Below are 26,180 nucleotides of genomic sequence, written 5' to 3'. Positions count from 1 at the left end.
CCGTGCTACCGGTTCAGCGACATGTTCTCGAAGATCGGGATCTTGTACCGCAGCCGCTCCGGCTCGTCGAAGTCGATGCTCTCGATGTCCGGCGAGTAGACCCATCCGATCGGCAGCGACGTGGTCCACACCCACGGCATCTCGGTGGCGAGAACCTCGTCGGCGGACGACCACAACTCCTTCTGCTCCGCGGGGTCGTCCACCTGCCGCGCACCATCGACGTACGCGTCGAAGTCGGCGTTGTCGAAACCCATCGAGTTGAGGTCCCCGGCGGAGTGGAAGAACCGGTACGGCAGGGCGTCCGGCGTCAGGAATCCCGCCATCGTCCAGCACACCGCCTGGTAGTCACCCGCCAGGTAGGCCGCCAGCCGATCCGCGCCGCTGACGTTACGCACCGTCACGTTCATTCCGGCCGCGGTGAGCTGGCGTTCGATCACCGAGGTGGCCCGGATGTCGCCGCGGCAGTCGTAGTTGAACTCGAACGGCTGCCCGGTGTCGGCTTCGTACTCGGCTACCAAGGCCTGGGCGGCTTCGAGGTCGTAGTCCGGGTTGGCGGCGTCGTTGTGGAACGGATCGGTGGGCGGGAAGAGGTTGTACGCCGGCTCGGCCATCCCCTCCATGATCAAGTCGATGATCTCCTGCCGGTCGATCGCCATCGACACCGCCTGGCGCGCACGGATGTCGTCGAAGGGCGGCACGGTCAGATTGAGCGCGATACTCTCCTGGTCGCTGCCCACCCCCATCACCGTGACGACGCGTTCGTTGGTGATCGCATCGCTGAGAATGCTGGGTTCGGCGAACCACCCGAGATCGATGTCACCTGCCTGGACCGCCTGATACAGGGACTGCTCGTCTTCGATGTTCTTGAGCACGATCCGGCTGAGCTGCATCTGCTTGTTCTCGCGGTTCCAGTACTCCGGGTTGGGGACCAGAACGACGTCGGCCCCCGGCGACCACGACTCCAGAGCGAACGGACCAACACCGGCCGCGTGGGTGGTGTAATCGTCGCCGTACTCTTCGAGCGCGGTGGGCGACGCGACGTAACCGGCCGTGCCGGATCCGTCGAAGGCCAGCACGGTGGGGAAGTTCGCGAACGAGTACGCGAGGTTGAACACCACCGTTGTCTCGTCCGGTGCCTCCACCGATTCGACCGACGACAACAGCGCCGCCGCGGTGGAGCCGACGTCGGGGTCGATGTGCCGGTCCATGTTGTACTTCACCGCGTCGGCGTCGAAGTCCGTGCCGTCGCTGAACTTCACCCCGCTGGGCAGCGTCATCGTCCACACGGTGAAGTCGTCGTTGGGCTCCAGCGACTCCGCGATGTTCGGGGTGGGTTCGTCGCCGAGCTTCTCCACCTTCATCAAAGTGTCGTAGATCGCGTACCCAACCGTGGCCATCGCGTTGGCCGAACCACGGGCCGGGTCGAGGGTAGTCAATGCTTCGGCCAGATTGGCCACCAGCTCGGTGTCGCCACCGGCGCCGCCGTCGGCGTCAGCGTCGGCATCGGATGTGTTCCGTTCGGACGTGGGTGAACCCGAACCGTCGTCCGGCGAACCACACGCCGCGGCGGCCATGGCGGTGGCGATGACAAGTGCGGTCAACCTCACCGGTGTAGCCAGCAAACGTCGTCTCATGGCCGTGCACTCCTTCTCGTCGTTGGGCTGACCGCGGCCGCGGCCGCGTGTAGAGCCTCGGTGTACGGGTGGGTCGGCGCGTTGGCGAGGGTGAGCGTCGGTGCTTCTTCGACGATCTCCCCCGCGTACATCACCGCGGTGCGGTCACACAGCGCCGACACCACGGCGAGGTCGTGCGAGATGAACAACATCGCCAGGTTCCGCTCGGTCCGTAGCCGGGCCAGAAGTTCGAGGATCTGCGCCTGGATGGACACGTCGAGGGCGGAGACCGGTTCGTCACAGATCAGCACCTCTGGTTCGAGCACGATGGCCCGGGCGATCGCGGCCCGCTGACATTGACCGCCGGACACCCTCGTCGGCCGCCGGGCGGCGACCTCGGGAGAGATCCCGACCTGGCCCAACACCTCCAGGGCGGTGCGGCGGCGCTGCTCCTTGGTGCCCCGTTTCCACACCCGCAGCGGCTCGGCCACCGAGTCGAGCAGAGACCGTTTCGGGTTGAACGAACCAACCGGGTTCTGAAAGATCGCCTGGACCCGCGCTCGGAGAGTCCGGTCGGCCCACGTCACCGGCCGTCCGTGGTACGCCAGGGTGCCGGACGTCAATTGGGTGAGACCAAGCATCGCGCGGGCCGTCGTCGACTTCCCAGACCCGGACTCACCGACCAGGCCAACGATCTCCCCGGCGTGCAGTGCCATCGACACCCCGCGGACCGCTTCGAACTTCGTGCCAGCCGGGCCTGGGAACACGACGCGGCCGTGTTCGAGGGCCAGCACCGGATGGCGCTCCCCTGATGTCATGGCGCTGGGGTGGTTCATACCTGAGACACCTCCCGTTCGGGCTGGTCGTCACTGGCTACCGGGTGCCAGCAGGCGGCATAGTGGTCCGGTTCGTCCGGCACCGCGAGCAGCGCCGGGCGATGGGTGTGGCACTGCTCGGTAGCTGCCACGCACCGCGGCGCGAAATGACACCCCGGTTCGAGGGCCAGGAGGTTGGGAGGCTGCCCGCCGATGGGTGTCGGCAGTATCTGCTGGTCCAGCCCCCAGCGAGGTACCGCGTCCATGAGGGCCCGGGTGTAGCGCATGGTGGGATTGCCGAGGACCTGGTGGGCCGGGCCGGTTTCACCGATCTGGCCGGCGTACATCACCGCGACCCGGTCCGTGTGCCGGCCAACCACGCCGAGGTCGTGGCTGACCAGGATCAACCCGATCCCGAACTGATCACACAAGGTGTCGAACAGCTCCAGGATGCGGGCCTGAACGGTGACGTCGAGAGCCGTGGTCGGCTCGTCGGCCAGTAGGAGCTTCGGCTCACACGCCATAGCCATCGCGACCATCACCCGCTGGCGCATCCCGCCGGACAACTCGTGTGCGCGCTGCCGGCTGCGTCGTCCCGGCTCGGCGATCTTGACCAGATCCAGCAGTTCAACCGCCCGCTCGTGGGCCGCCTTGGCGCTCATCCCCCGGTGCAGCCGCAGAACCTCCGCGATCTGGGCTCCGACGGGGGTGATCGGGTGCAGGGAGTTCATCGGATCCTGGAAGATCATCCCGATCTCGCTGCCCCAGATCCGGCGCCGCTCCCGAGCCTTCATCGCCAGCACCGGCCGGCCGTCGAAGATCACCTGCCCGTCGATGTCGGCCTCTCCCGGCCGGAGCAACCCCATGATGGTGCGGATGAGAACACTCTTGCCGGATCCCGACTCCCCGACGATGCCGAGCCGTTCCCCCTGGCCAAGCCGGAGATCGACGCCGTCGACCGCGGTCACGACCCCGTCCGGGGTGGTGAATCGGACCCGCAGATTCTCGACGCTGAGCAGTGGCGTGGTTTCAGGCATCACGAACCTCCCGTCACGGTGGTGCGGTCGAGGAGGTACCGGTCAGCGAGCATGTTGATGCTCAGGATGGTGAGCATCATGAACACCGACGGCACGAGGATGATCGCCGGACTCTGGGTGAGATACACCCGGCCCTCGTTGATCATGGTTCCCCAGGTGGGTTGCGGCAGTGGCACACCAATACCGAGGAAGCTGAGCCCACCTTCGATGAGGATCGCCCGCCCGACGTTCACTAGCGCGAAGGCCAGCACCGCCTCGGAGATGTTCGGCACGATGTCGCGTCGCATGATCGACAGCGTCGGGGTGCCGATCACCTTGCTGGCTTCGACGAACTCCCGGGTGAGCAAGGACATGGTCTGCGCCCGGGCGAGCCGGGCGAACGCGGGGATCAGCGGTACCGCGATGGCGATCATCACATTGGTCACCGACGGCCCGAGGAACGCGGCCAGCCCCAGCGCCAGCACCAGGCCCGGGAACCCGAGCACCACGTCCACGATGAACGACACCACCGCGTCCGCGGCTTTTCCGCGGTAGCCGGCGATCATCCCCATCGGCACCCCGATCAGCGCCGCGATCGCCGTCGACCCGAGCCCCACCAGCAGCGAGATCTTCGCACCGTCCAACGCCCGGGCTAGCAGGTCACGGCCGAGATCGTCGGTGCCGAGCCAATACTCACCGGACGGGCCACTGAACCGGGCGGTGGAGTCCAGGGCCAGCGGATCCAAACTCCGCAGCGGCGGAAGCACCAGCAGCGCAACTATCAGCGACCCCAACCAGGCGAGGGCGAACAGGTGAGTCCGGTCCTTGCGCATCGATGCGCTCATCGGGTCACCGCCTCCTGTCGCGTCGGGCGGCGTTGGCGCAGCCGCGGGTCGATCACCGTGTACAAGGCGTCGACGATGGCGTTGATCACCACGAACGATGCCGCGACCACCAGGACGATCCCCTGCACCTCGGGGTAGTCGCGGGCCTGCACCGCGTTGACCAGCTGAGCGCCCAGTCCGGGTAACCCGAACAACGACTCCACGACGACGGACGAACCGATCGACGTCCCGATCGTGATCCCGATGACGGTGCTCAGACCGAGCAGGCTTGGGCGCAACCCGTGCCGGAACGCGCTGCGCATCGGCGAGATCCCCTTGGCCCGGGCCACCAGCATGAAGCTCTGGCTGTTGGTCTCGATCAGATCGGCCCGCAGCACCCGCTGGTACTGGGCGAACGGCGCGGCGGCCAGGGCCACGGCGGGCATGATCATCCCGGACAGGTACGGCCAGATTCCGTCGCTCAGTGGTGTGTACCCCGTGGCCGGCAGCCAGCCGAGATTCACCGACAGCAACCAGATGAGCACGACGCCGATGACGAAGTGCGGCGTCGACAGGACGGAGAAGACCATCATGCTGATGCCCCGGTCAACCACGGTGCCGCGCCGGGCGGCCGACACCATGGCCAGCGGCAGCGCCAGGCCCAGAGCGACGATCTGACCGGCGATCACCAACTCCAGCGTCACCGGCAGCCTGGTGGCCACGATGGCCGACACGTCCTGGCCGGTGCGGAACGACTGCCCGAGATCACCCTGGAGCAGCCCACCAACCCAGCTGGCGTACCGTTCGAGCAGCGGCTGATCGAGGCCGAGCTGATGGTTGAGCGCGGCGACGGATTCCGGGGTGGCCGACACACCGAGCATCGCCTCGGCCGGACCGCCGGGCAGCAACTCCATGCCGAGGAACACCAGGGTGCCCACTACCAGCAGCACCGCCACCAGCCGGAGCAGCTTCAGCAGGACGCGCCGCAGGGCGACCGCCGGCACTCCCGCGCCGCCGGTCACCGGCTCTCCGCCGAGGCGATGACCAGGTCATGGCGGCCCGGACCGAGCCGGACATCCGCCGGCCCGGCAGCGGCCGGTGCACCAGAACGCAGCGTCCACCCGTCCGGGAGGTAAATGTGGGCCACCGCGGTAGCCGGCACGTTCAGCTGGTGGGTGATCGTGGCCCCGTCGCGGCGCCATCCGCTCTCGATGGTTCCACTCGGGCTCTGGTACGACGCCCGGACCCAGTCCAGCCGGGGTGTATACAGCGGGCGGACGTCGACCCGCCCATCCCAGCTCAAGGCCGACGCGTCGAGCCCGGCCAGGCGCTCGTAGAGGAAGGTGCCGATACCGCCCAGCGCGTAGTGGTTGAACGAGTTCATCTCCGAGGTAGCCACCGTGCCGTCGGGTTTGATGCCGTCCCAGCGTTCCCAGATCGTCGTCGCGCCCGAGGCGAGCATGTGCAACCAGCCGGGATACTCGTCGCGTAGCAACATCCGCACGGCGAGTTCCTCGTGTCCGTGCCGCGCCAGCACCGCAAGCACATGCCCGGTGCCGTGGATCCCGGTAGTGAGGTGTCCACGCTGCTCGATCAGACCGGCCAGATGCTCGACGGCCATCTCGGCTTCTTCGTCGCGCACCAGACCGTAGCCGACCGCCTGCGCGTATACCGTCTGGGTGGCGCCGTCGATCGTGCCGTCGGTGGCGACGAACGCGGCGCGGTAGGCAGCGCGGATCTCCTCCGCCCGGGCGGCGTAACGTTCGCTCTCCCCCAGGTGGCCGAGCCGCCCGGCGATCCGGGCCGCTTCGACGAAGGTCCGGTAGCTGTGCGCGGTACCAACCACGGCCCGGGGGCTGGTCGAGTAGGCACCGGTGTATTCGTACCCGGGGTGAATGGTGTGCCCGTCGTGTTCGGGCAGCGACAACCAGTCACCGAAATCCGCCCCTACCGCGCTGACCCGCAGCCCGTCGGGATTATGCCGATCCACATGGTCGACGAACCGCCGGACGTGGTCGAAGAGCCGCGCTGCGGACACCACGTCGGCATAACGCTCGACGAGGAGATGGACCAGCCGCACGAACCCGTCCGCCCAGCCGGGTGCACCAGGAATGTGCTCCGACGGCGGCACCGACGGCACGTACGACGGGATAGCGCCGTCGGCGGTCTGCGCGTCGGCCGCGTCTTGAGTGAACTTGGCCAGGAACGCGCCGACGTCGAACATGTACGCCGCGGTGGGCGCGATGACGCCGGCGTCGCCCAGCCAGCCCATCCGTTCATCCCGCTGTGGGCAGTCGGTTGCGACCTCCAGGAAGTTGTCCCGGACCGTCCATTCGATACTGCGCGCGAGGGCGTTGAGCCGCTCGTCGGAACATTCGAACGTGCCGACGGCGTCGTGGCCGGTCTCCACCGACACCGCCGTGACGGCGGCGTCGGGGTGAACCTGAAACCCAACCCGCTGCGGCGATGCGTCGGATTCTGAATCGCTCGCCGGACTATCGGTACCGGGCGCCTGGGGCAGCCCCCAAACCTCGGCGTACCGAAACCCGTGCAGAGTAAAGAGCGGCTCGAGCCGGTGCGGGCCGCGCTCCCCCACCGCGTAGCGATCCTCCTGGAACGCACCCCGCAGGTTTTCGCTGTAGACCCGCCGGTGCGGGCTGAGGATCTCGCCGTGCCGGACGATGAGCTCAACCGACGGTTCCAGCGGAGACTCGATCCGGGTCCAGCCGACGATGTTCTGTCCGAAGTCGAATACGGCCGGGCCACGGCCATGCTCGTGCACGAGCCGTCCCTCGTGGACCCGGTGAGCCCGGATGGAGTCATGGGGTTGTGGTTCGAGGATCACCCCGGCCGGGTGATCAAGCTGGTCCGGCTCGGCCCAGCCGCCGTCGTCGAACCCGGCGTCGCGCCAGCCTCGCGGCTCCTGCCGCAGATCCTGGACCTCGCCGCGGATCAGATCCGTGGCCTGGATGGCGCCGTAACCAACCCGCCACGCCTGGTCGGTGACCAGCGTCGAGGTGGCGCCGTCGGGGCCGGACGTCTCCAGCTGCGCCCGGAACGCCGGCCGGTTCCCGTAGAACCCCGGCTCCCGCAGCAAACCGAGCCGTCCCGCGTACCAGCCATTGGCCAGCACCACGGCGATGACGTTGGTCCCCCGTCGGAGCAGATGTGTGCAGTCGAACGTCTGGTGGTACAGGCGGCGGCGGTAGTCCGTCCAGCCTGGCCGGAATAGTGCGTCCGCGGTGAGTTCGGTGCCGTTGACCCACACGCGGTAGATCCCGAGCGCCGTGGCGTAGAGCCGCGCGCGTTCCGGCTGGTCTTCGAGGGTGAAGGTCCGCCGCAGGTGGGGGCACGGATCCCAACTCTCCCGCCGGAACGGGCGCGATACCGGTGCGACCCAACTCCCGTGCCAGTCCGCCAGACCGGCCAGGCCCACCTCGAAGGTGGCCGGTTCGCTGCTGGCCCGCCCCGACGGGGCCGCCGTCACGACCTGCCAGTAGCGCCGGTCTCGCGAGCCCAGCGGCGGGCCGTCGTACACCACCCAGGGCCGCTCGGTGTGAGTGCTCCAGATGAGTTGTTCGGGCTCCGCGAGCGCGGCCCGAGACTCGGCCACCCGCACCTCGAACGAACCGGGTGCGAGTGGGCCGCCGTCGACCGACCACGAGAGCAGTGGATGGCGGGCCGGCAGGCCGAGGGGATCATGCCGATGCCCCGTGACCAGTCGGTGCGGAGATACCCCCGTAGCACTCATCACACGTCCTCTCGGTTTCCGCCGTCGTCATCGGGGCTCAGGAACTGCCTGGGTACGTGCTCCAGTTCGGACCTGACCTGGCGCAGATGCATCCGCATGGCGTCGGCCGCGGCTCCCGGATCCCGTGCCTCGATGGCCTCGAGAATGTGCCGGTGCCACATCACCGCCCGTTCGACCGCTCCCGGAACCTGCACGGAGAACTGCCGGTAGCGCAGGCCGAGCTGGGTGATGAGGTCATGCATCGCCGTCAGGACCGGGTTGCCGCTGGCGGCGGCCAGGGCGGCGTGAAATGCGATGTCGACCCTCGCATGTACTTCCGGGTCGGCCTCGCCGACGTTGGCCAGCTCCTCGACGAGCTCGCGAAGGTGGTTCAAGTCGTCGTCGGTGGCCCGCTGCGCCGCCAGCGGAGCGATCATCGGCTCCAGGCCCTCTCTGGCCTCGACGACGAACTCGGCTAGGTCGTCGCCGTGCCCCTTCACCCTGAGGTAGTCCGGGTCAAGTTGGTGATGCAAGTACCGCGGAGCCACCACGGTGCCGCTACCGTGCCGAACGGTCACCAATCCTTTGGCCGCCAGCGCCTGGATCGCCTCCCGCGCCGTGCCCCGGCCGACGCCGAACCGCTCGCACAGCTCCGGCTCGGTCGGCAATGCCGCACCCTCGCCCAGCTCACCCGAGGCGATCAGTCGCATGAACTCGCCGACGATGGCCTGGCTCCGCTTTCCTTTGTTGTTCCGCATCGCCGCTGATCCTGGCAAGTCATATGATGAATGTCAAGGTTTACCGAGAATTTACCGCACAGGCTCGCAAATTCATATGACGACTTCTCGGCCGTGACGCCCTCGAGTGACGATCTACAACAGAGACAGGCCGGCGACGGACACCAGGCTGATCAACAGGGTGGATAACAGGCCGACAACCAGGCCCGGTCCGCCCCCGCGGATCAGCCGGTTCACCCGGACCAACGAACCCACGCCGAACATGGCGGCGGCGAGCAGGACGGTCTGCGCCACCGAAGCCGCGTCCACCACACCCGCGGGGATGATGTCCATAGTGCGAACGACTACCTGGGCCACTTCGTGCACGCTGGCTCCAGCCCAGATGCCGAACTACTCCGGATCGAGCCCCAGTGGCCCGTACAGCAGCGGCAACACAACAACGGCGAGCGTGCCGACGATGGTGACCAGCGCGATCCCCGCAGCGGCATCGTCGTCGTCTCCGTCCACGACACTGCGCGCCGCGGCCACCGCGGTGGCACCACAAATGGAGAATCCGGTGGCGATCAACAAGCTACGTTCGGCCGACAGGCCCAACATCCGGCCTAGCAGCACTGTCCCGGCGTAGGTCACCGACACGCTGACCACGACGAGCGTCAACGCTGAGCTCGGGGCGCGGCGGCGCCGCCTGACCGAACCCGCCGCGTCACTGGTCCGACTCGCTGAACGCGACGACGGAGGACACAGCTGTCGCGGCCCGGACCAGCAGAGCTGCGATCAGGGTGGGCAGCGCGAGGGCGATAGCGAGGCCGGTCGAGCCCGCGACGGCGAGGCCGAGGCCACCAAAAGCCGCGCCGGCGAACACTCCGAGGCTCATACCGGCGGCGTTGATGCTGTACGCGGTGGTGGTCAGCGGCCCGCCACGATGGGCGATGGAGGTGGTGACCTGGGCGGCGACCATCGCGTGACCGAATCCCATGACGACGGTCGCGGCCAGGGCCAGCGGCAACCACGGCACGGTGAAGACCACTAGCACCGCGGCGGTGGCCCCGGTGAGCCCGAGTACGAAGAACACCCGGGGGCGCAGACCGGAACCGGATCGGACCCAGCGCCCGGCGAGGTAGTTGCCCGCGAAGAAGGAAGCTCCGCTGAGCGTCCAGATCAGCGTGAAGACCTCGGGCCCGATGCCGAAAGTGTCGTTGTACTGCACGGCGAGAAAGGCCAGGTACCCCATGAAGGAGGCGGTCCGCAGCGCGGCGATGGTGATGAGCGCCAGGAGATCGGGCCGCGCCCGGAGCGCCCGGAACGACGCGAGGTATCCGAGGGGAGGTTCCGATGGGCTGTTGGACTCGCGCCGATCCCCTTCGGAGCTCTGCCGGGCCACTCGGATCGTCGTCGTGGCAACAACACCCGCGAGCCCGGCGGTCGCCAACAACGCCCCCTGCCAGCCCCACCGCCAGCCCATCACCCCGATCACGGGCGCCGCGAGGACGGCAGCAAGAGACTGGGTGGCGGTCACGATCGTCGCGGCCCGGCCCGCGTCGCCGGGCCCGGTGAAAGCCGATGTGGCGGCGCCGAGCAGGGCGGGGGTCAGGACCGCCGTCGCCGCGCCGATCCCGAGACAGAACACGATGAGTGCCGGCAACGAGCCGGTGGCGCCGACGACGCTGACGACCGCGAGCAGGCCGAGGCTGGTGGCGATGGTGTGCGGCCGCGACCATCGGGCCAGCAGCGGAGCGAACCCCATCCCGACGGCCAACGCCGCCACCCCACCGAGCCCGCGTAGGCTCCCGGCCACCGCCTCGTCGGTCCCGGCCGTTTCGGCGATGGGGACCAGGAAGGTCGAGTAGATGGTGAACGGGAACAGCCCAATGATCGCGGCGAGCAGCACCACCCACAGGGCACGGATGATCGCGCCATCGGTGGCTGGCCGTGGCTCGGTGGGGGCAGAGCTCATCACGGCGTGGCGACGTACTCACGCAGGTATTCGGCGAACTTCTCCAACCCGTCGATGTTGCGTGGACTGGAGATCGCCTCGTTGTAGTCGAGGATGTAGAACTCGTCGTTTACTACGGCGGGCAGTGTCGCGGTGGTCGGGTTCTCCTTCAGAAAGTCGATCTTCTCCTGGGCCGGCTGATCGTTGTATTCCAGGATGATGATGATCTCTGGCTCGGCCTCGACCACCGATTCCCAGCTGGTCTCGGTCCATCGCGCCTCGACGTCGCCGAAGATGTTGACGCCGCCGGCGAACCGGATGATGTCGTTCGGTGGCACCTGGCTGGCGGCGGTGAATGGTTTCGCGGTACCGAAGTCGTAGAGGAAGACCTTCACGGGGTCGCCATCCGGGGCTTGATCCTGGACCGCGGCGACCCGTTCTTTGTACTCGGCGACGAGGTCGGCGGCCCGGTCTTCGACACCGAAGATCTGGCCGAGCCGTTCCAGGTCCGTGTACAACCCGTCGAACGGAGTGTGCTGCTCCGGGAAACCGGGATAGTTGAAACAGGACTCCGCGTGCATGAAGCTCTGAATGTCGAGGGTGTCGAGGATCTCCGGCGTGATGCCACGCGAGTCGGAGAAGCCGGAGTTCCAGCCGGCCACAACGAAGTCGGCGTTGGCGTCGACGACGAGCTCCCGGTTGAGCAGGTCGTCGGAGAGGAACTCGACCTGCTCGTAGTCCGCTGCCCATGGCGACTCCTCCACCGGCGGGTTGGCCGGCGGCATCACGTAGCCGTGCACGTGGTCGACCAGTCCCAGAGCGAACAGCTTGTCGGCGCTACCCCCTTCGTAGACCACCGCCCGCTGCGGCACGGTGTACTCCACTGGCTCGCCACACCGGTTCACCGTGCTGGTCTGTGCCTCTCCGTCAGCTGCCGTCTCGGTCTCGGCACCACATGCGCTCAGCGTCAACGCGACGACGGCGGCCGTGGCTGCGGACAGGCTGGTGTACCTGGGGAAATGCATGGTGTCCCTTTCAAACGAGTCGCGCCGGGGTGGGCGCGGATGTGGGTGTCGACGACGGCATGCCGTCGAGGGCGAACAAGATCTGCGGGTCACCGCTGAGGGGATGCCGCACGATGACGGCCTCCACCCCGAAGACCTCGACGATGAGCTCACGTGTGAGCACCTTCGTCGGGGTGCCGTGGGTGACCAGGCGCCCTCCGGCGAGCACGGCGATGTGATCGCAGACGGCCGAGGCTAGGTTCAGGTCGTGTAGGACGACGATGACCGTGCGGCCGCAGCCGCGCAGGTAGCCCAGTAGTTCGATCTGGTGGCGGATGTCGAGATGGTTGGTCGGCTCGTCCAGGACGAGGATCTCCGGCTGTTGAACCAGGGCCCGCGCCACCAGCACCCGCTGCCGCTCTCCGCCGGACAGGCCGAGGATCCCGCGGTCGGCGAGGTGCAGCACATCCATCTGGGCCATCGCGGTTCGGCACAACTCGCGCTCCGCGGCGGTCAGCGGCTGGTTGCCGTGTTTGTGTGGGGTGCGGCCGAGCGCGACGACCTCGTCAACCGTGAAGTCGAAATCGGCTTCGCCCTGCTGGGTGAGTGCCGCGATCCGCTGGGCGCTCTCCCGAAGCGGGAGGTCGGTGAGGTCCGCCCCGCCGATCCGGACCACTCCCCTGCTGGGTTTCAACGCCCGGTAGATACACCGCAGAGCGGTCGACTTGCCCGAGCCGTTGGGGCCAACCAGGCCGAGCACCTGGCCCGACACCGCGTCCAGGCGCAGGTCCGCGACGAGCGCCTTACCGTCGATCTCAACCGTCAGATCCTCGGTGCGCAGCTCCATCACCGGCCTCCGAAGACGTAGCCTTTGCGCCGCATGAGCATGATGAACACCGGCACCCCAATCAGTGCGGTCAGGACACCCAGCGGAAGCTCGCGCGGAGCGACCAGTGTGCGAGAGATCAGATCGACCCAGACCATCAGGATGGCCCCGAGGAACGGCGCGATCACCAGCAACCGGGCATGTGGAGCGCCGATGAGGATGCGGGTGATGTGTGGGATCACCAGGCCGACGAAGCCGATGGTTCCACTGACGGCGACCATCGCGCCGGTCATCACCGCGGTGACGACGAACAGCCCCCGGCGTACCCGGACCGAGTCGACGCCCAGGCTCGCCGCCGTCTCGTCGCCCAGCGCCATTACGTCGAGGGGCCGGCTGAACCGGCGCAACACCACGATCCCAGCGATGACGATGGCCACCACCACCGGCAGCGACCCCCACGTGGCCGCACCGAAGGAGCCCATAGTCCAGAACAGCACCGTCGAGGTCGACTCGCTGGTGGGCGTGAAATAGATCATCACGCTCATCACCGCTTGGAAGCCGAAGGACAACGCCACCCCGGTCAGCACCAGCCGAAGCGGGGTCACGCCGACCCGGCCATAGGCGATCAGGTACACCAACGCCGTGGCGACGAGCGCTCCAGCGAAAGCGCCGACTGACACCGCGTAGATCCCGAGCGTCGACAACACCCCGAACAGCGAGACCGTCACCGCGCCCACTGACGCGCCGGACGAAACTCCCAGGATGTAGGGGTCGGCCAGCGAGTTGCGCACCAGGGCTTGGATCGCCGCACCTACGACGGCCAGGCCGGCCCCCACGATGGCCGCCAGCAGCACCCGCGGCGTACGGATCTGCCAGATGATCTGGTAGCGCGTCACCTCGTCCGCCGGGATCGTCCCACCCGTCACCGACGCCCACAGATACCGGACCGTGTCCGCCGGCGGCACCACCGCCGACCCCAGGCCGATCGCCACGAATACCGAACCGATCAGGCAGACGGACAAACCCAGAATCAGCCCGGCAGTGGCGGCACGAGAACCTCGCCGCCGGGCCGGTCTTGAGGCTTGCACAGAGGGAACACTCGCAGCCTTGGTCGACACGGCCAAGCGACACCGCCACCTTCTACGCAGGAGTTAAAGTTATTGGGAATCAATATAACCTTACCCGGCGCCGAGCAGGATGCAGCGAGGCCACCTGGTCAGCTAGTACCAGCAAGCCTCGCGGACGGACTCCAAGACCGGCCTCGCCACGGTAGCCAGGTGGCACGAATACGCCGAACGGATCCGGCTACCCCGCCCTACTATTATCAGTTCAGATAAACTGCCGTCATGGAACACCCTGAACAACCGAGCGCCGCACAAGTCGAGCGGGAGTTGCCCGACCGGCACGCAGACCTGCTTGCAGTGCTGGAGTCGGCTGCCGAACTCCAACAGCGGGTACCTGATGCCGTACTCGTTGGCGGCTCTGCCGCGGCGTTATACGCGGGTCACCGGGTTTCCTACGACCACGACCATGTCCTACACGACCTGAAACAACGCTTCGACGTCGTCCTGGACGCACTAGAACGCGAAGGTGACTGGGTCACCAATCGTGCCGCGGCCGGGAAGGTCGTTCTCGGTGAGCTAGGGGGCATCGAAAGCGGCGTGAGGCAACTGCGCCGTGCCACACCGCTGGAGACGATCCGTGTTCGGCTCCCCTCTGATCAGGTCGTGACCGTACCGACATTCGAGGAAACGCTGCGCATCAAGGGCTTCCTTATCGTCGCTCGCAACGCCGTTCGCGACTATCTTGATGTCGCGGCACTAAGCGATCGCTATGGTGCCGGACCCTCAGCTCGCGTCTTCAGCGATATTGACCGCTACTACTCCGATGTTCGTGAGGGCTCGGTCATCACGCAGCTGACCCGGCAGCTGGCGGACCCACAGCCTAAAGACTCACGGGTGCTTCGCCGTCTACGGGACTACAAGGGGCTGCACCCACGTTGGCATGACTGGACCAACGTCGCTAGCCAGTGCCAGCAGGTGGCAAGGCTGATTGCCTATGGAGACTACCGCTAAAGAAAGGGGGCACCGTGGCTCTGAAGTTTCGCAACCTGAACGTTAGCCCTGACGATCCCGTCGAGATGTGGGGCGTAGAAGGCATCCTCGCAGCGATCGACCGCGGCGACCTCACCGACTGGCGGCGAATCGCGGGACGGGTTGTGAAGGACCCACACGGCGAGGTTGCCCAGGATCTCGCCGAAGCACTCGACATGGCCGAGTCTCAGTCGAGCGCCGCGGTACTGCGCTTGGTGCTCGACCGCGCCCGCGAGACACCGAAGGAACGCGTCGCCCGCAAGATCCGGGAAGCCATCGCCTACTCCGGGCTATCTCAGACGCAGTTCGCTGAACGCCTGGGCACTTCGGCCTCCCGACTGTCTACCTACGCATCCGGCAAGGTAGTGCCCTCGGCAGCCATCCTCGAACAGATCGAGGATATCGCCCGCCAGACCCGGTGAACTAATAGTCGTCGGGCAGCTCCGGCTGTGGGGCTGGCTGGCCGTCAACACCAACACTGAGAAACGCCCAGTCGATGTCCGCACCGGCCGACCCGCTGTGGCCGAAGCCGATCGCGCCGCTGTCGATTGTGTCGCCGGGTGTGGAACCGGTCATCCACTCGTCCGGTTCAGGTTCGCCGTAGACCCAGATCTTCACGTAGTTGCGCGGCCCCAACCGCTGAGCACGGATCTGATACCAGGTGTGCGGTTCCATGCCACCGAAGTCGTGGCTGGAACCGGACACAAACGAACCTTCGTGTAACCGGTTCAGCCGGACACTGTCGCCGAAGACGTCGGCGTAATACCCGGTCTCGGATCCGGTTGGGCTGCCAGGGTCGGCGCGCAGCCACAACTGCAGGCGCAGGTTCGGTGCGTCCTCCCCCACCCGCACGACCGCGTTGATGTCGACGTCACCTTCGATGGCGTGCAGTTCGTCGGCGGCGAGCACCTGCCGGCCAGGGGTGTCCTCCGTCGTGGTGTGGCGCAGGCGCGCGGGGTTGTCCAGAACGGTCCAGTCTCCCGGCCGCCAGATCTCGGTCCAGCCCGAGGGCGCGGCTCCAGGTTCCTGATCGCTGAAGTCGAAGGTGAACGTCGTTCCGTCCGGCGGTTCGATCTCGCCCGGTTCGGGGCAGACATCCACTCGCTTGCCAGCGGCAATGGCGTTGCCGGACAACTCGTCGAACATGGTCGCGACCATGATCCGGTTGCGTTGCCCGAGCGGTATGACGTGACCGGCCGGCGACGTGTACGAGTCGATCCCGTGCGCGTCGAGCACCGGTTCGACGGTATCGAACGCCAGTGGTTCGAGAACGTAACCGCACGGTGGATCGATCACCAGATCGGGATCCGGATCGACGACGACGCTCCCGCTGAAGTAGAGCGGGCCTTCGTTGGCCACCGCGGCGGCAGCCGAGGCCGCCGACGCTGCTTCGATCTCTTCCCGGCGTTCCAAGGCGATCTTCCGGGTCCGCTCCAGGCTGGAGAACCGGTGATTGCTGACTCGTCGCTGCCGGACATGCGGGTCGTGTTCGTCGCCGGTCTCCTCGGCACGGTATGACGTCGGCCGCCGCAACGTCTCAACCAGAATGGCCGCCATGTGCCGCGCCCCGCCGGCCTGCGTGAGCCCCACCGGTCCCGGATAGCCGGAGCTGCGGACCATGTAGTAGCCGCCGTGGAAACCACCTTCTGCCACGGCGGGCAGGTGGTCGTCGGTCACCATTGACCACGACAGGTCGTTCAGATCGGGATGGTTGTTCAAGTTGCCCGGTGACTGGAACTCGGCCTCGCGCCGGCCGTCCGGCTGGAACTGGGCCTCGTGTAAGTCGACTTGCAGGATGGGTTCGGTATCACGGATCAGCTCGGTCAGCGCTCGCGCTTCCGGTGACCGTAACTCGACGTGATCCCGGTTGGTATCGATGCCGTTGGCGCGCCGCTCGTTCTCTTCCCGGCCGTCGGTGTTCAGGGTGGGCACGAACAAAACCGCCCATTCCGAGAGGAACTGACGTACCTCGGGGTCGTCGGAGAAGGCCAGCTCACGCAGTTCGATCAGGCAGGCCTCCCGCCCGGCGGGTTCGTCGCCGTGCTGGTTGCAGCTGAACAGCACCGCGGGCCGGTCGCTGATGTCGTCGTCGCCCGGCGCTTCGGGATATCCCACCCGCACGAGCTGGATCGAGCGATCCTGTCCAGACCTGCCGATCTCCTCGACGGCGACCCGTCCGGAGGCGTCAGCCAAGGCGGCGGTGTAGTCCAGCTCCTCTTCATGGGTGGTCCACTCACCAGCGGCCGAGGCTTCGAATGCGGTGAGCAGGTCGCTGGGCCAGTCGGTGGCGCTGACGGTTACCGGTTCGGACCAGTCGCCGGGCCCGTGCACGGCGTCGACCGTGCGGACCCGGTAGGTCCCGGATACGCCGTCGGTCGTTAGCGGGTCGTAGTACGACGCCTGCCGCCACCGGTCGGTGATGACGGCGCCGTCGCGCTCGACGTCGAACCAGGCGGCCTGCGGGTCTGCGTCCCAGCGCAGGGTGATGCCTTTGAGCGAGGCGACAGCGGTCAGCCCGGTGACCTGGGCAGGCTCGGACGGCAGCGGAACCACGCCGGATGGGGCGCGCGGCGCTTCGTTGCCGTCGTAGCCGACGCCGAACCATGCGAACTGCGCGGTGTCGTTGTTGGTTCCCGGAGGTGCGCCTACGCCGACGTGCCCGGCCGAGTGGCTGGTGTCGGTGGTTTCGACGAGCCATTCGTCCGGTTCGGATTCCCCGTATGGCCACACCTTGGCGCGCAACACCTCACCGTCACGGGCAAGAACCGCGTGATACCAGCGGTCGGACTCGAACGCGGGATCGGTGGTCCCGCTGTCCAGGACACTGAACGAACCGTCGACGACACGGTTGATCCGGGTGACCTCCGGCCGCACGTCCAGGTAGTACGCATTCTCGTCGCCGCGCTCGCCGGACGCGTGCAGATGCAGCTGGAACCGGGTCGTTGGCATCGGCTCGTCGATCCGGACGAGTGTGGCCACTTCGACGTCGCCGGACACCGAGCCGACCGCGTCGGGCGTCATCAGTTTCCGGCCACCAGTGTTGAAATGGCCGTAGTGCATCAGGCGATTAGGGTCGTGCTGGATGTAGAAGTTGCTCGGAGCCCACAGCGCCGACCAGTCGGCTGGCTGATCCCAGGCCGGGTAGCCCGAGAAATCGGTCGAGAAGGTTCCCAGCTCCGAATCGGTCTCTACATGCAAGCCGGCATCGGCCTGAGTTTCGGCCACCGCCCTATGGCGGCCGGGATCGGCCCCCGGGGTGAACAGCCGCACCCGCAGGTCGTACTCGCCTTCGGCCAGATCGTCCGGGATCAATACCGCAACATCATTGCCGCCTGATTCCGCCGTTCCGCTGCCGGTGCCGTCGGCGAACTCCAGCCACGCGCCGTCGGCCGCGGAATCCCGGAGGTCCACCACGAACGGCCAGGACCGGTTCGCGGTAAATGACACCTCGGTTGTATCGCCGGCCTGCGCGACGAGCGGCTCATCCGCGGAAGGCGCCGTGATCTGAACCTGGGGCGCGCCGGACGTGCTGGCTGGAGCCCGCGCTACAGGTGTCTCCGCGGCAGCCACTCCCGCGACCGACATCAGCCCAGCGACCATCGCCACCGCCGTGACGACCACACCGCTGCGTCTCACAGGTACCTGACGCGCACGTCGAATCATGCCGACCAGTCCTCTCGCCGCATGCCGCTTTCCGCACACGCAACCAGTGACCCCAGCGTTGGCGTAACCCGCTTTGAGCAACTCTTGAGATCTAGGCGCCCCCTCGCCAATGATCATGAACACTAGTGATCCATATAGGACACGAAGTGTTCATGATCATGGGAAAGATGGGTCAATTGCCGGGCCCGGGTGCCAAGATACGGCTATGGGCAAAGGTGTACACGTTCAGGATCTGCCGGGTGTCGGCAAGAAGTACGATGTCGACCTCGGCCGCGCCGACCAGCGGGTGTCGGTGGTGGTGCGGACGGGCGGGGTACGCGACCTCTACGTCTTCGCGTCGGCCTCGGCTGACCCAACCGCGGTGATCGAGCTCAACGAGGAGCAGGCGCGCAAGCTCGGGGCGGTCCTGGCGCAGACGTTCTTCGAGGCGTGATCCGTGCGTCGCGGGTGATTCGGCGTTTCACCACGGGGAGTGAACGATGCACGTTGACCTGGTCGGACTCGGTGCGGTTGTTCTCCTCGCCGGTATCCTCGCCCGGCTCGGCCGCCGGATCGGGCTGCCGACCATTCCCTGCTACATGGTGGCCGGTATCATCCTCGGACCGGGCACACCGGGACCCGTGCTGGTCGAGCACCCTGAGGATCTCGCGATGCTCGCCGCACTCGGCCTGGTGCTGCTGCTGTTCCACCTCGGCGTCGACTTCCCGCTGGAACAGGTGCTCGGTAGCGGCCGCAAGCTGTTCCTCGCCGCCGGTTTCTACATCGGACTCAACGTCACGGCCGGGTTCCTGCTCGGACTGTCGTTCGGGTGGGGCACCGCCGAAGCACTCGTCATCGCCGGCGCGGTGGGTATTTCGTCGTCGGCGATCGTCACCAAGCTGCTGATCGAGCTGCACCGGCTCACCAACGCCGAGACGCCGGTGATCCTGGGCATCATCGTGATCGAGGACATCTTCCTCGCGTTCTATCTGGCGCTGCTGGCACCGGTATTGTCGGCGGCCGAGTCACCGCTGGAGCTGGTCCGCGACATCGCCGTCAGCTTCGGCTTCCTGCTGGTGTTGTTCGCCGTCGCACGGTACGGCGCCCGCGCCGTCGGCACCCTGATCGGCAGCCGCGAGGACGAACTCCTCGCGGTTCTCGTCGTCGGGCTGGTGGTGCTCGTCGCCGGCGTGTCCGAGGAGGTTGGGGTGTCCGACGCCATCGGCGCACTCCTCGTCGGCCTAGTGGTCTCGCAGACCGCGGTCCGCGAACGGGTAGAACGCCTCACCCTCCCCCTGCGCGACGTGTTCGCCGCCGTCTTCTTCGTCGCGTTCGGGCTCACCATCGACATCGGCGACCTCGGCCAGGTGGCGGTGCCGGTCATTCTGGCGGTGTGCCTGACCCTCGTCTGCAACATCACCGCCGGCATCGTCGCGGCCCGGCTATTCGGCTTCAACCAGCGCGGCGCCGCCAACATCGGGCTGACCATCCTCGGCCGAGGTGAGTTCTCGTTGATCCTCGCCACGCTGGCGCTCGCCGCCGGGCTAGACCCCCGGATCGGACCGTTCGTCGCGCTCTACGTGCTGATCCTGGCCATCGTCAGCCCGCTACTGGCGGCACAGTCGCACTACCTGGCGCGGGTCATGCCCGACTGGGTGCTCCGACGCGGCTGGCGTTACGTCCGGGAGGAGACCACCAGCACGTCGTGCACCCATCTCGACCAGATCCGGGTCACCAACACCACCACCACCGTCTGTCCCACCTGCGTCGAGCTGGGCGACAGCTGGGTTGAGCTGCGGCTGTGCGTGACGTGTGGGGAGGTGGGGTGCTGTGACGACTCACCCAACCGGCATGCCAGTGCCCACGCGGCCAACGAGGCGCACCCCATCATCCAGTCGCTCGAGCCGGGCCACCCATGGCGGTACTGCTTCATCGACGAAACACTCGTCCGGGCCCCCATCGGCCGCCAGCACACCACCTGACCACACCGGCACGCTGCCCAACCGCACCGTCAGGGCCGCCGCCCGAACACGGCGAACATCCCGATCGACATGAAGAACCGGCCGGCCCGGGCGGCGTCGACCAGCTGCTCGACGAACCGTTCACCGATCGCTTCGTCGAGCACCCCGGCATCGATCATCTGCCGCACGATCGGCGGAACCGGGAAGATACCCTCTGGTGCCAGCTCGGTGTCCGGATCCCAGCGGGTCCAGATGTGTGTCGCGGCGGTGGCATCAAGATCCACCAAGCCGGCATCTCGGCAGAGGTTGAACAGTGCACTTCCGACCGACGCGGGAGCACCGCGCAGCCGCCGGATCGCCGCCCGGAAGGCGACGACGACGTCATCGTCGGGGAGGTCGACGGTTAAGGTCTGCCAGTCGGTGTCGGCGATGCAGATCCGGCCGCCGGGTGCGAGGACCCGCACCATCTCGGCGACCGCGCGTTCGGGCCGGTCCAACCATTGCAGCACCCGCTCCGAGCGGCAGACGTCGAACGATTCGTCCGGCTCGGCGAGCGCAGCAGCGTCCGCGGCGCGGAAATCGACGTGAAGTCCCGCCGCCGCGGCTCGCTCGGCGGCCACCGTCAGCATGGCCGCACTCGAATCGACGCCGACCACCCGACCCGTCGGCGCCACGTGCGCGGCGAAGCGGATGGCGAGGTCACCAAGGCCACAACCGACGTCGAGGACCCGGTCGCCCACACCTGGCACCAGCCGGGTGTGCTCCCAGTCCCGCAGATACCGCACGGCCGGCCAGGTGGCGGTTGCGTCCATGCCGGCCAGCACGGCGGCGACGTCGGGCTGTCCGTCGACCTTCGAGTAACCCAGCTGAGCATCGAGGGCCGGCTGCTTCGTCGTCATGACGGGCCCCACGGCCAGTCGTCGGGGTGCGGCTCCCGGAAGAACTCTTCGGCGGCAAGGTCACGGAAGCCGGCCTCACCCACCACCTCATACAGCGGTTCGATCTGACTGGCCTGGGCCCGCAACGCCCGCAGCTTCTGGTCGAGCACACCGCCGGCGGGACGGAACCAGAGAGCGAGCTCGGCCGGGTCGACCTCCGGCGGCTGCATCCCCTCGACCATCATGACGGCGTCGAGATCGAGGTAGGTGCTGAAGCGGTGGTTCCAGTCGGCGGTCTTGGTGGCGTACAGCAACCGGGCACCGCCGGGTACCCCCGACCCGGCCTGGCGGGCCGCCAGCGTGGTCCAGTGGCTCACCGCCACATGGTCCCCGTGCCCCGTCATGCCGTCCGGGGCGAAGGTGAGGATGGTGTCCGGGCGGACCTCGTCGATCAACGTGGCCAGTTTCGCCGCGGGATTGGCCGGATCGACGAGGTGGCACCCGCCGTCGGGATAGCCGAGCCACAGATGCTCGGTGACACCAAGGATCTCCAGCGACGCCGCACACTCAGCGGCGCGTACCGCCTTGCGTTCGGCGACGTCGCGTGCGTCGTCATCGGGGAAACCCGCCTCGCCCTGCGTGGCCGTGACACACACGACCCGCCGCCCGTCGTGGACCGCGGTGGCCATCAGCGCACCGGAGAGGTATGCCTCGTCGTCGGGATGTGCCCAGACGCCGAGGATCGTGCCGAGGTGATGTGGATCCAGAACCATCATGCGCCACCTGAAATGCGGTACGGAACAAGGCCGGACACCCCCGTGCGGATGCGGGCCGTGGAGCACCCGCAGTGTCACCTCCGACGGTCAAGGCACGGTCAAGGCGGGGTAACATACTTCCGTGCGCATCTCAGACAGGGCTGCCGCCCGATAGCGGCGGCCTGAACCCTACGTAGATCTCCGGCCGCCGCGCAGCCTTTCCGCTGCCGGCGCCAGGCGCTGGCTCCCACCTATCTCTTTCCGGGGCCAACCGTGTCTTCTCTGAGCCTTGGCGAGCGTGCTCGCCGACCTGTCCATGTTCTCGTTCCTGCCGCGGTACTGACCGCGGCGCTGATCTTCCCGCTGACCATCACCGGCGCTTCCCTCGCCCTGCCAGGGATCATCGCCGACTTCGACGCCGACGCCGCCGGCACGGCCTGGGTCGTCACCGGCTACAACGCTGTCTTCGCGGCCTTCCTCGCCCTCTGCGGGACCCTCGCTGACGTCCTGGGCCGGCGCCGCATCTTCCTGGTTGGCACCACCGTGTTCAGCGCCGCTGGGCTCGTCGCGGCCCGCGCCCGGGCGTTCGCCGGCCTCGGCATGGTCCTCGGCACCGGGCTCGCCTTTGGCCCCACCGTCAGCGGCATGCTGGTGTCCGCCGGTGGCTGGCGTGCGACGTTCGCGGTACCCGCCGTGGCGGCCGCGGTGGCAGGCCTGCTGGCCCTGGCGATTCCAGGCCTTCGCCCGCCGAGTCGGACCAGCCGTATCGACTGGGCCGGCGGCCTGCTGTTCACCGCAGCCCTCCTCGGCCTTGTCGTCACCCTGAACGAGGCGCCCGGGCGAGGCTGGACACACCCATTCTCGCTCGCCACCGTGACGACGACCGTCCTGCTCACAGCGGCATTCGTGGTCGTCGAACGGTGCACCACCTCAGCCATGTTCGACCTGAAGGTGCTGCGTAACCGCCGCTTCACCGCCTGCGCTGTGACCGCCGGCGTGTTCATGGCCGTGCTGGTCCCGTTGGTCATCTACCTGCCGACGTACTTGATCGAGGTCACCGGACGCGGCACCGCGGCCGCCGGCACGATCATGTTGCTGCTCACCGTGCCCGCTCTGGTGTTCCCGCCACTCGGTGCCCGGCTGGCCCGCCGGGTTCCGATCCGGTTCTTCCTGCCCGCCGCGCTGGTATGCACCGCGGCGGGAGCGGCGCTGCTGCCGGTCGCGTTCCAGGAACCGCACGTCTGGATGCTTGCTATTCCGTTCATTCTCATCGGTACCGGCCCGGGCCTGACCAACGGCGTCGTGGACGGCATGGCCGTCGGAGCCCTCCCCGACGATCAAGCGGGCACCGCCGCCGGCCTGTTCAACACCGCCCGGCTCGCCACCGAAGCGGTCAGTCTGACCATCGTCGCGGCCACGCTGGCCAGCGCCACCGGAGAACAGCTCGGCGGCGCCGGACTCGACGACGGCATCCGCGTGGTGGCCATCGGACTCGCCATCACGGCGCTCGTCGCCGCCCTCACGGTGACGACGTTGCTGCGTCCCACGACCCGGGTACGCTGAGCGCCACCGGGGCCGTCGTAGCGCGGAGCCGCTACACCTGGTCGATCGGCACCGCGGGATCGGCGAGTTTGCTCGCGTCGACCGTACGTCCGGAGCGCACCAATGCTTCTACCGGGCCGACGCCGTCGTCCCACAGGTTGACGTGCATGCCGGCCAGAACCCGGCCCGCGGAGAGCCAGAAGGCATAGAACGCCCGGCCCGCTACGTCGCCGCGGAGCACGACATCGTCGTACGAACCAGGCGGGGCGTGCCCGATGTACTCCATGCCGAGGTCGTATTGGTCGGTGAAGAAGTACGGCAACCGGTCGTAGCTGACGTCGTGCCCCAGCATCGCCCGCGCCGCGACGGGGCCACCATCGAGTGCGTTCGCCCAATGCTCCACCCGCACCCGGCCGCCCAGCGACGGGTGGTCGACCTCGGCGATGTCGCCAGCGGCGTAGATGTCCGGATCCGAGGTGCGCAGCGATGCGTCCACCAGAACGCCGTCGTCCACCGCCAGCCCGGCCATCTCGGCGAGCTCCAGCGCTGGACGTGCGCCGATGCCGACGACGACGGTGTCCGCCATGATCTCGGCACCCGTGGCTGTGACCACCGCCACCACTCGACCGTCGGCGCCGATCACCTCCCGGATCCCGGTGCCGAGATGGAGGTCGACGCCGTGCTCGCGATGTAGCTCGGCGAAGACCTGCGCGACCTCGGGCCCCAGGACGGGCAGCAGCGGCAGATCGGTCAGCTCGACAAGGGCGACCTCGGCACCATGTGTGCGGGCGGCAGCGGCGACCTCCAGACCGATCCAGCCACCACCAACAACGGCCACTCGGTGCCCAGGCTCCAACACGTCGAGCAGGTGGTCGGCGTCGGGTAGCTCACGCAGGTAGAACACCGATGCCAGATCCGCACCCGGCGCGTCGAGCCGGCGGGGAACCGACCCGGTGGCGAGCAGCAGCTTGTGATAGCCGATCCGCTCTCCTCCGGCCAGCTCGACCTCGTGCGCACTGGAGTCCACTGCCGTGACACGTGTGTCGAGCCGGAGTTCGACGTCCTGCTCGGTGTACCAATCACGGTGATGCACCAGCGCCTTGGAGCGATCATCGGAGCCCAACAGGTACCCCTTGGACAGCGGTGGCCGCTCGTAGGGCAGCTCCGCCTCACCGGCGATGAGGACGACCCGGCCGTCGAAACCCTCGGCCCGGAGTGTCTCGGCAGCTTTGGCGCCGGCCAGGCCGCCGCCCACGATGACGAATGTTTGCGCAGCAGCCATACCCTCGACCCTTGCCGAGCACACCGACCCATGTCAACGCCTTCGTGGCGATACCCGAGCCGACGGCCCTCCGTCGCCTTGCCGACGATAGTTATGTTCGTCGATGCTTACCGCTCGTGGCCACCTACCAAATGGATGACGCGTGGGCGTACCTGGACCGGTACGCCGCGCTGTTCAACGGGAGCTGAGCGCAGGAACAAGTCGCTCAGAGGTTGCGTTCGACCCAGACGCCGACCGCCTCCCGGATCCGTTCAGCACATACCCGTCCGCCGTAGACCGCGGCGAAACGATCGTCGGCGACGTACATGTCAGCTAGGCAGAGATAGCGCTCGCGGGTCGTCGCGGCGGGATCGTGCGGGGAAGCCTCCCCCAGCCATGTGTGATGTGCCTCGACCGCACGCTGGAATGGCTCCGAGTCGGGAGGGTGCCCGGCTTCGGCCGCCTCCCGCAAGGCACCGTTGACCTGTGCGGCGCGTTGTTTGAACGCCTGCTGCTCAGCGGCGGACAGGCTGGTCCACCACTGAGTGCTGCGCCGCCACGCGTCGTCGCCCCATCGCTGGCGGACCTCGTCCTCATACTGGTGGTGGTCGAATCCGTCGAACATCGTTTCCATCGTCAACTCTTCTCCTTGTTGGACCGCTGCCAGCGTCCGTTCCACGGACGCGATCTGCCGGCCGATCCGCTCTCGCTCTTGGTGCAGCCACCCGATATGGGCCTGTAGTGCCTCGTCCACGTCGGTGTGTTCGGTGAGCACCTGTTTGATGACCGGCAGACTGAGGCCGAGGCCTCGCAGCAGCAGGATGCGCTGCAACTGCACGAGGGCGTCCCGGTCGTAAAACCGATAGCCGTTGCGTCCGATACGTGCGGGGGTGAGCAGTCCGACCTCGCCGTAGTGGCGCAGGGTTCGGCTGGTGGTCCCCGTCATCTTGGCGACTTCCTGGATCGACCACTCCATCGGCGTACTGCCACCTCCTTGAGTACTCACGGTAAAACTTGACGCTGCGTCAATGTCAACTCCGCCGTCGCCCCGGAAATCCGGATTGACTCTTACGCAACGTCAACTTATAGCGTCATCGGCGCCAACGAACACAAGGAGGAACGGATGGCGCCGAAGAAGCCCCTGGCCGTGATCAAGATCGAGCTCGAGGCCGGCAACGCGGCGATGGTCGACCTGGGCAAGGCACTCGGCCCGCACGGGGTGGCGACGATGGAGGTCAAGAGGCGCTATGACGCCGACACGGCCCGGCACGCCGGCGAGATCATCCCTGCCATCGTTTCGGTGTATGACGACCGCTCGTGGGACCTGCGGACCACCACCCCTCCCACCGCGTTTCTCATCAAGCAGGTGATCCGCCGCGACGGAGCCGCCCGGCCGGGACACCAGTCCGTCGCCACCATCACCGCGCGGGACCTGGAGGCGATTGCCCGTCGCAAACTCCCGGATCTCAACACCACGAACATCCAGGCGGCCATACGACAGATCGAAGGCACCGCCCGGTCGATGGGGGTGCGAGTGACGCGGTAGCGCG

24 protein-coding genes are annotated in these 26,180 nt (G+C 67.5%); 6 read left to right on the top strand and 18 right to left on the bottom strand.

From position 1 onward, the window contains the following. Positions 1-5: 5 nt before the first annotated feature. From G8760_RS20095 to G8760_RS20035, 13 genes are all read right to left on the bottom strand, one after another. Complete coding sequence (locus G8760_RS20095; RefSeq protein ID WP_166354488.1) at positions 6-1,634, bottom strand: ABC transporter substrate-binding protein; 1,629 nt, start codon at positions 1,632-1,634, stop codon at positions 6-8. Continuing rightward, entirely contained in the window at positions 1,631-2,449 is an 819-nt protein-coding gene (locus tag G8760_RS20090; RefSeq protein WP_166354486.1) for an ABC transporter ATP-binding protein, read from the bottom strand. Before G8760_RS20090 ends, G8760_RS20095 begins: the two co-directional genes overlap by 4 nt. Further along, positions 2,446-3,465, bottom strand: coding sequence for an ABC transporter ATP-binding protein (locus G8760_RS20085; RefSeq protein ID WP_166354484.1), 1,020 nt, complete (start codon positions 3,463-3,465; stop codon positions 2,446-2,448). Before G8760_RS20085 ends, G8760_RS20090 begins: the two co-directional genes overlap by 4 nt. Then, a complete protein-coding gene (locus G8760_RS20080; protein WP_166354482.1) occupies positions 3,465-4,289 on the bottom strand; it encodes an ABC transporter permease in 825 nt (274 codons plus the stop codon). Before G8760_RS20080 ends, G8760_RS20085 begins: the two co-directional genes overlap by 1 nt. Continuing rightward, a complete protein-coding gene (locus G8760_RS20075; protein WP_166354480.1) occupies positions 4,286-5,290 on the bottom strand; it encodes an ABC transporter permease in 1,005 nt (334 codons plus the stop codon). The genes G8760_RS20080 and G8760_RS20075 overlap by 4 nt, the downstream gene beginning before the upstream one ends. Continuing rightward, entirely contained in the window at positions 5,287-8,019 is a 2,733-nt protein-coding gene (locus G8760_RS20070) for an alpha-L-rhamnosidase (protein ID WP_166354478.1), read from the bottom strand. Before G8760_RS20070 ends, G8760_RS20075 begins: the two co-directional genes overlap by 4 nt. Next, positions 8,019-8,756, bottom strand: a complete 738-nt coding sequence (locus G8760_RS20065) for a FadR/GntR family transcriptional regulator (RefSeq protein WP_166354476.1) — start codon at positions 8,754-8,756, stop codon at positions 8,019-8,021. The genes G8760_RS20070 and G8760_RS20065 overlap by 1 nt, the downstream gene beginning before the upstream one ends. Positions 8,757-8,870: 114 nt before the next feature. Continuing rightward, complete coding sequence (locus tag G8760_RS20060) at positions 8,871-9,101, bottom strand: hypothetical protein (protein ID WP_166354474.1); 231 nt, start codon at positions 9,099-9,101, stop codon at positions 8,871-8,873. Between the two features lie 24 nt (positions 9,102-9,125). Next, positions 9,126-9,392, bottom strand: coding sequence for a putative sulfate exporter family transporter (locus G8760_RS20055; protein WP_166354472.1), 267 nt, complete (start codon positions 9,390-9,392; stop codon positions 9,126-9,128). A 46-nt stretch (positions 9,393-9,438) separates the two neighbouring features. Further along, entirely contained in the window at positions 9,439-10,689 is a 1,251-nt protein-coding gene (locus G8760_RS20050) for an MFS transporter (RefSeq protein ID WP_207782533.1), read from the bottom strand. Continuing rightward, positions 10,689-11,693 carry an ABC transporter substrate-binding protein gene (locus G8760_RS20045; protein ID WP_166354470.1) on the bottom strand — a complete coding sequence of 335 codons (1,005 nt, stop codon included), beginning with the start codon at positions 11,691-11,693 and terminating at the stop codon, positions 10,689-10,691. The genes G8760_RS20050 and G8760_RS20045 overlap by 1 nt, the downstream gene beginning before the upstream one ends. Before the next feature lie 10 nt (positions 11,694-11,703). Continuing rightward, complete coding sequence (locus G8760_RS20040) at positions 11,704-12,519, bottom strand: ABC transporter ATP-binding protein (protein ID WP_166354468.1); 816 nt, start codon at positions 12,517-12,519, stop codon at positions 11,704-11,706. Then, the gene (locus G8760_RS20035) at positions 12,519-13,586 is read right to left on the bottom strand and encodes a FecCD family ABC transporter permease (protein ID WP_207782532.1); all 1,068 of its coding nucleotides are present in this window, start codon (positions 13,584-13,586) and stop codon (positions 12,519-12,521) included. Before G8760_RS20035 ends, G8760_RS20040 begins: the two co-directional genes overlap by 1 nt. Positions 13,587-13,844: 258 nt before the next feature. On the opposite strand from G8760_RS20035, the gene G8760_RS20030 reads away from it, so the two are divergent. Both G8760_RS20030 and G8760_RS20025 read left to right on the top strand, forming a co-directional pair. Further along, positions 13,845-14,573: a hypothetical protein gene (locus tag G8760_RS20030; RefSeq protein WP_166354464.1), complete on the top strand. Its 729-nt coding sequence runs from the start codon at positions 13,845-13,847 to the stop codon at positions 14,571-14,573. Between the two features lie 14 nt (positions 14,574-14,587). Next, complete coding sequence (locus tag G8760_RS20025; RefSeq protein ID WP_166354462.1) at positions 14,588-15,013, top strand: helix-turn-helix domain-containing protein; 426 nt, start codon at positions 14,588-14,590, stop codon at positions 15,011-15,013. Between the two features lies 1 nt (position 15,014). Here the strand turns inward: G8760_RS20025 and G8760_RS20020 are convergent, their stop codons facing one another. Beyond that, the gene (locus G8760_RS20020; RefSeq protein WP_166354460.1) at positions 15,015-18,254 is read right to left on the bottom strand and encodes a M14 family zinc carboxypeptidase; all 3,240 of its coding nucleotides are present in this window, start codon (positions 18,252-18,254) and stop codon (positions 15,015-15,017) included. Between the two features lie 205 nt (positions 18,255-18,459). On the opposite strand from G8760_RS20020, the gene G8760_RS20015 reads away from it, so the two are divergent. Beyond that, positions 18,460-18,687, top strand: coding sequence for a cation:proton antiporter regulatory subunit (locus tag G8760_RS20015; RefSeq protein WP_166354458.1), 228 nt, complete (start codon positions 18,460-18,462; stop codon positions 18,685-18,687). 46 nt (positions 18,688-18,733) lie between these two features. After that, positions 18,734-20,215: a cation:proton antiporter domain-containing protein gene (locus tag G8760_RS20010; RefSeq protein WP_166354456.1), complete on the top strand. Its 1,482-nt coding sequence runs from the start codon at positions 18,734-18,736 to the stop codon at positions 20,213-20,215. A gap of 29 nt (positions 20,216-20,244) precedes the next feature. Here G8760_RS20010 and G8760_RS20005 read toward each other — a convergent pair whose 3' ends face one another. Further along, on the bottom strand, positions 20,245-21,093 hold the full coding sequence (locus G8760_RS20005; protein ID WP_166354454.1) for a methyltransferase domain-containing protein: 849 nt from the start codon (positions 21,091-21,093) through the stop codon (positions 20,245-20,247). Beyond that, entirely contained in the window at positions 21,090-21,848 is a 759-nt protein-coding gene (locus G8760_RS20000) for a PIG-L deacetylase family protein (RefSeq protein WP_166354452.1), read from the bottom strand. The genes G8760_RS20005 and G8760_RS20000 overlap by 4 nt, the downstream gene beginning before the upstream one ends. 252 nt (positions 21,849-22,100) lie before the next feature. Between G8760_RS20000 and G8760_RS19995 the strand changes: the two genes are divergently transcribed. Continuing rightward, positions 22,101-23,390 carry an MFS transporter gene (locus G8760_RS19995; RefSeq protein WP_166354450.1) on the top strand — a complete coding sequence of 430 codons (1,290 nt, stop codon included), beginning with the start codon at positions 22,101-22,103 and terminating at the stop codon, positions 23,388-23,390. A 31-nt stretch (positions 23,391-23,421) separates the two neighbouring features. Here the strand turns inward: G8760_RS19995 and G8760_RS19990 are convergent, their stop codons facing one another. Beyond that, complete coding sequence (locus G8760_RS19990) at positions 23,422-24,651, bottom strand: NAD(P)/FAD-dependent oxidoreductase (RefSeq protein WP_166354448.1); 1,230 nt, start codon at positions 24,649-24,651, stop codon at positions 23,422-23,424. A 205-nt stretch (positions 24,652-24,856) separates the two neighbouring features. Then, positions 24,857-25,636, bottom strand: a complete 780-nt coding sequence (locus G8760_RS19985) for a MerR family transcriptional regulator (RefSeq protein ID WP_246222623.1) — start codon at positions 25,634-25,636, stop codon at positions 24,857-24,859. Positions 25,637-25,753: 117 nt separating this feature from the next. On the opposite strand from G8760_RS19985, the gene G8760_RS19980 reads away from it, so the two are divergent. After that, positions 25,754-26,176 carry an uL11 family ribosomal protein gene (locus G8760_RS19980; protein ID WP_166354446.1) on the top strand — a complete coding sequence of 141 codons (423 nt, stop codon included), beginning with the start codon at positions 25,754-25,756 and terminating at the stop codon, positions 26,174-26,176. Positions 26,177-26,180 lie beyond the last annotated feature (4 nt).

It is taken from the genome of Phytoactinopolyspora limicola (genome assembly GCF_011320225.1).
Lineage (GTDB): Bacteria > Actinomycetota > Actinomycetes > Jiangellales > Jiangellaceae > Phytoactinopolyspora > Phytoactinopolyspora limicola.
This window is presented reverse-complemented; position numbering and strand designations above follow the sequence as displayed.

Bases quoted from the DNA above. Each gene is read 5' to 3' on its own strand.
- G8760_RS20095 (WP_166354488.1), bottom strand. From the start codon at position 1,634: ATGAGACGACGTTTGCTGGCTACACCGGTGAGGTTGACCGCACTTGTC.
- G8760_RS20090 (WP_166354486.1), bottom strand. From the start codon at position 2,449: ATGAACCACCCCAGCGCCATGACATCAGGGGAGCGCCATCCGGTGCTG.
- G8760_RS20085 (WP_166354484.1), bottom strand. From the start codon at position 3,465: ATGCCTGAAACCACGCCACTGCTCAGCGTCGAGAATCTGCGGGTCCGA.
- G8760_RS20080 (WP_166354482.1), bottom strand. From the start codon at position 4,289: ATGAGCGCATCGATGCGCAAGGACCGGACTCACCTGTTCGCCCTCGCC.
- G8760_RS20070 (WP_166354478.1), bottom strand. From the start codon at position 8,019: ATGAGTGCTACGGGGGTATCTCCGCACCGACTGGTCACGGGGCATCGG.
- G8760_RS20065 (WP_166354476.1), bottom strand. From the start codon at position 8,756: ATGCGGAACAACAAAGGAAAGCGGAGCCAGGCCATCGTCGGCGAGTTC.
- G8760_RS20050 (WP_207782533.1), bottom strand. From the start codon at position 10,689: ATGAGCTCTGCCCCCACCGAGCCACGGCCAGCCACCGATGGCGCGATC.
- G8760_RS20045 (WP_166354470.1), bottom strand. From the start codon at position 11,693: ATGCATTTCCCCAGGTACACCAGCCTGTCCGCAGCCACGGCCGCCGTC.
- G8760_RS20040 (WP_166354468.1), bottom strand. From the start codon at position 12,519: ATGGAGCTGCGCACCGAGGATCTGACGGTTGAGATCGACGGTAAGGCG.
- G8760_RS20030 (WP_166354464.1), top strand. From the start codon at position 13,845: ATGGAACACCCTGAACAACCGAGCGCCGCACAAGTCGAGCGGGAGTTG.
- G8760_RS20020 (WP_166354460.1), bottom strand. From the start codon at position 18,254: ATGATTCGACGTGCGCGTCAGGTACCTGTGAGACGCAGCGGTGTGGTC.
- G8760_RS20015 (WP_166354458.1), top strand. From the start codon at position 18,460: ATGGGCAAAGGTGTACACGTTCAGGATCTGCCGGGTGTCGGCAAGAAG.
- G8760_RS20010 (WP_166354456.1), top strand. From the start codon at position 18,734: ATGCACGTTGACCTGGTCGGACTCGGTGCGGTTGTTCTCCTCGCCGGT.
- G8760_RS20005 (WP_166354454.1), bottom strand. From the start codon at position 21,093: ATGACGACGAAGCAGCCGGCCCTCGATGCTCAGCTGGGTTACTCGAAG.
- G8760_RS20000 (WP_166354452.1), bottom strand. From the start codon at position 21,848: ATGATGGTTCTGGATCCACATCACCTCGGCACGATCCTCGGCGTCTGG.
- G8760_RS19990 (WP_166354448.1), bottom strand. From the start codon at position 24,651: ATGGCTGCTGCGCAAACATTCGTCATCGTGGGCGGCGGCCTGGCCGGC.
- G8760_RS19980 (WP_166354446.1), top strand. From the start codon at position 25,754: ATGGCGCCGAAGAAGCCCCTGGCCGTGATCAAGATCGAGCTCGAGGCC.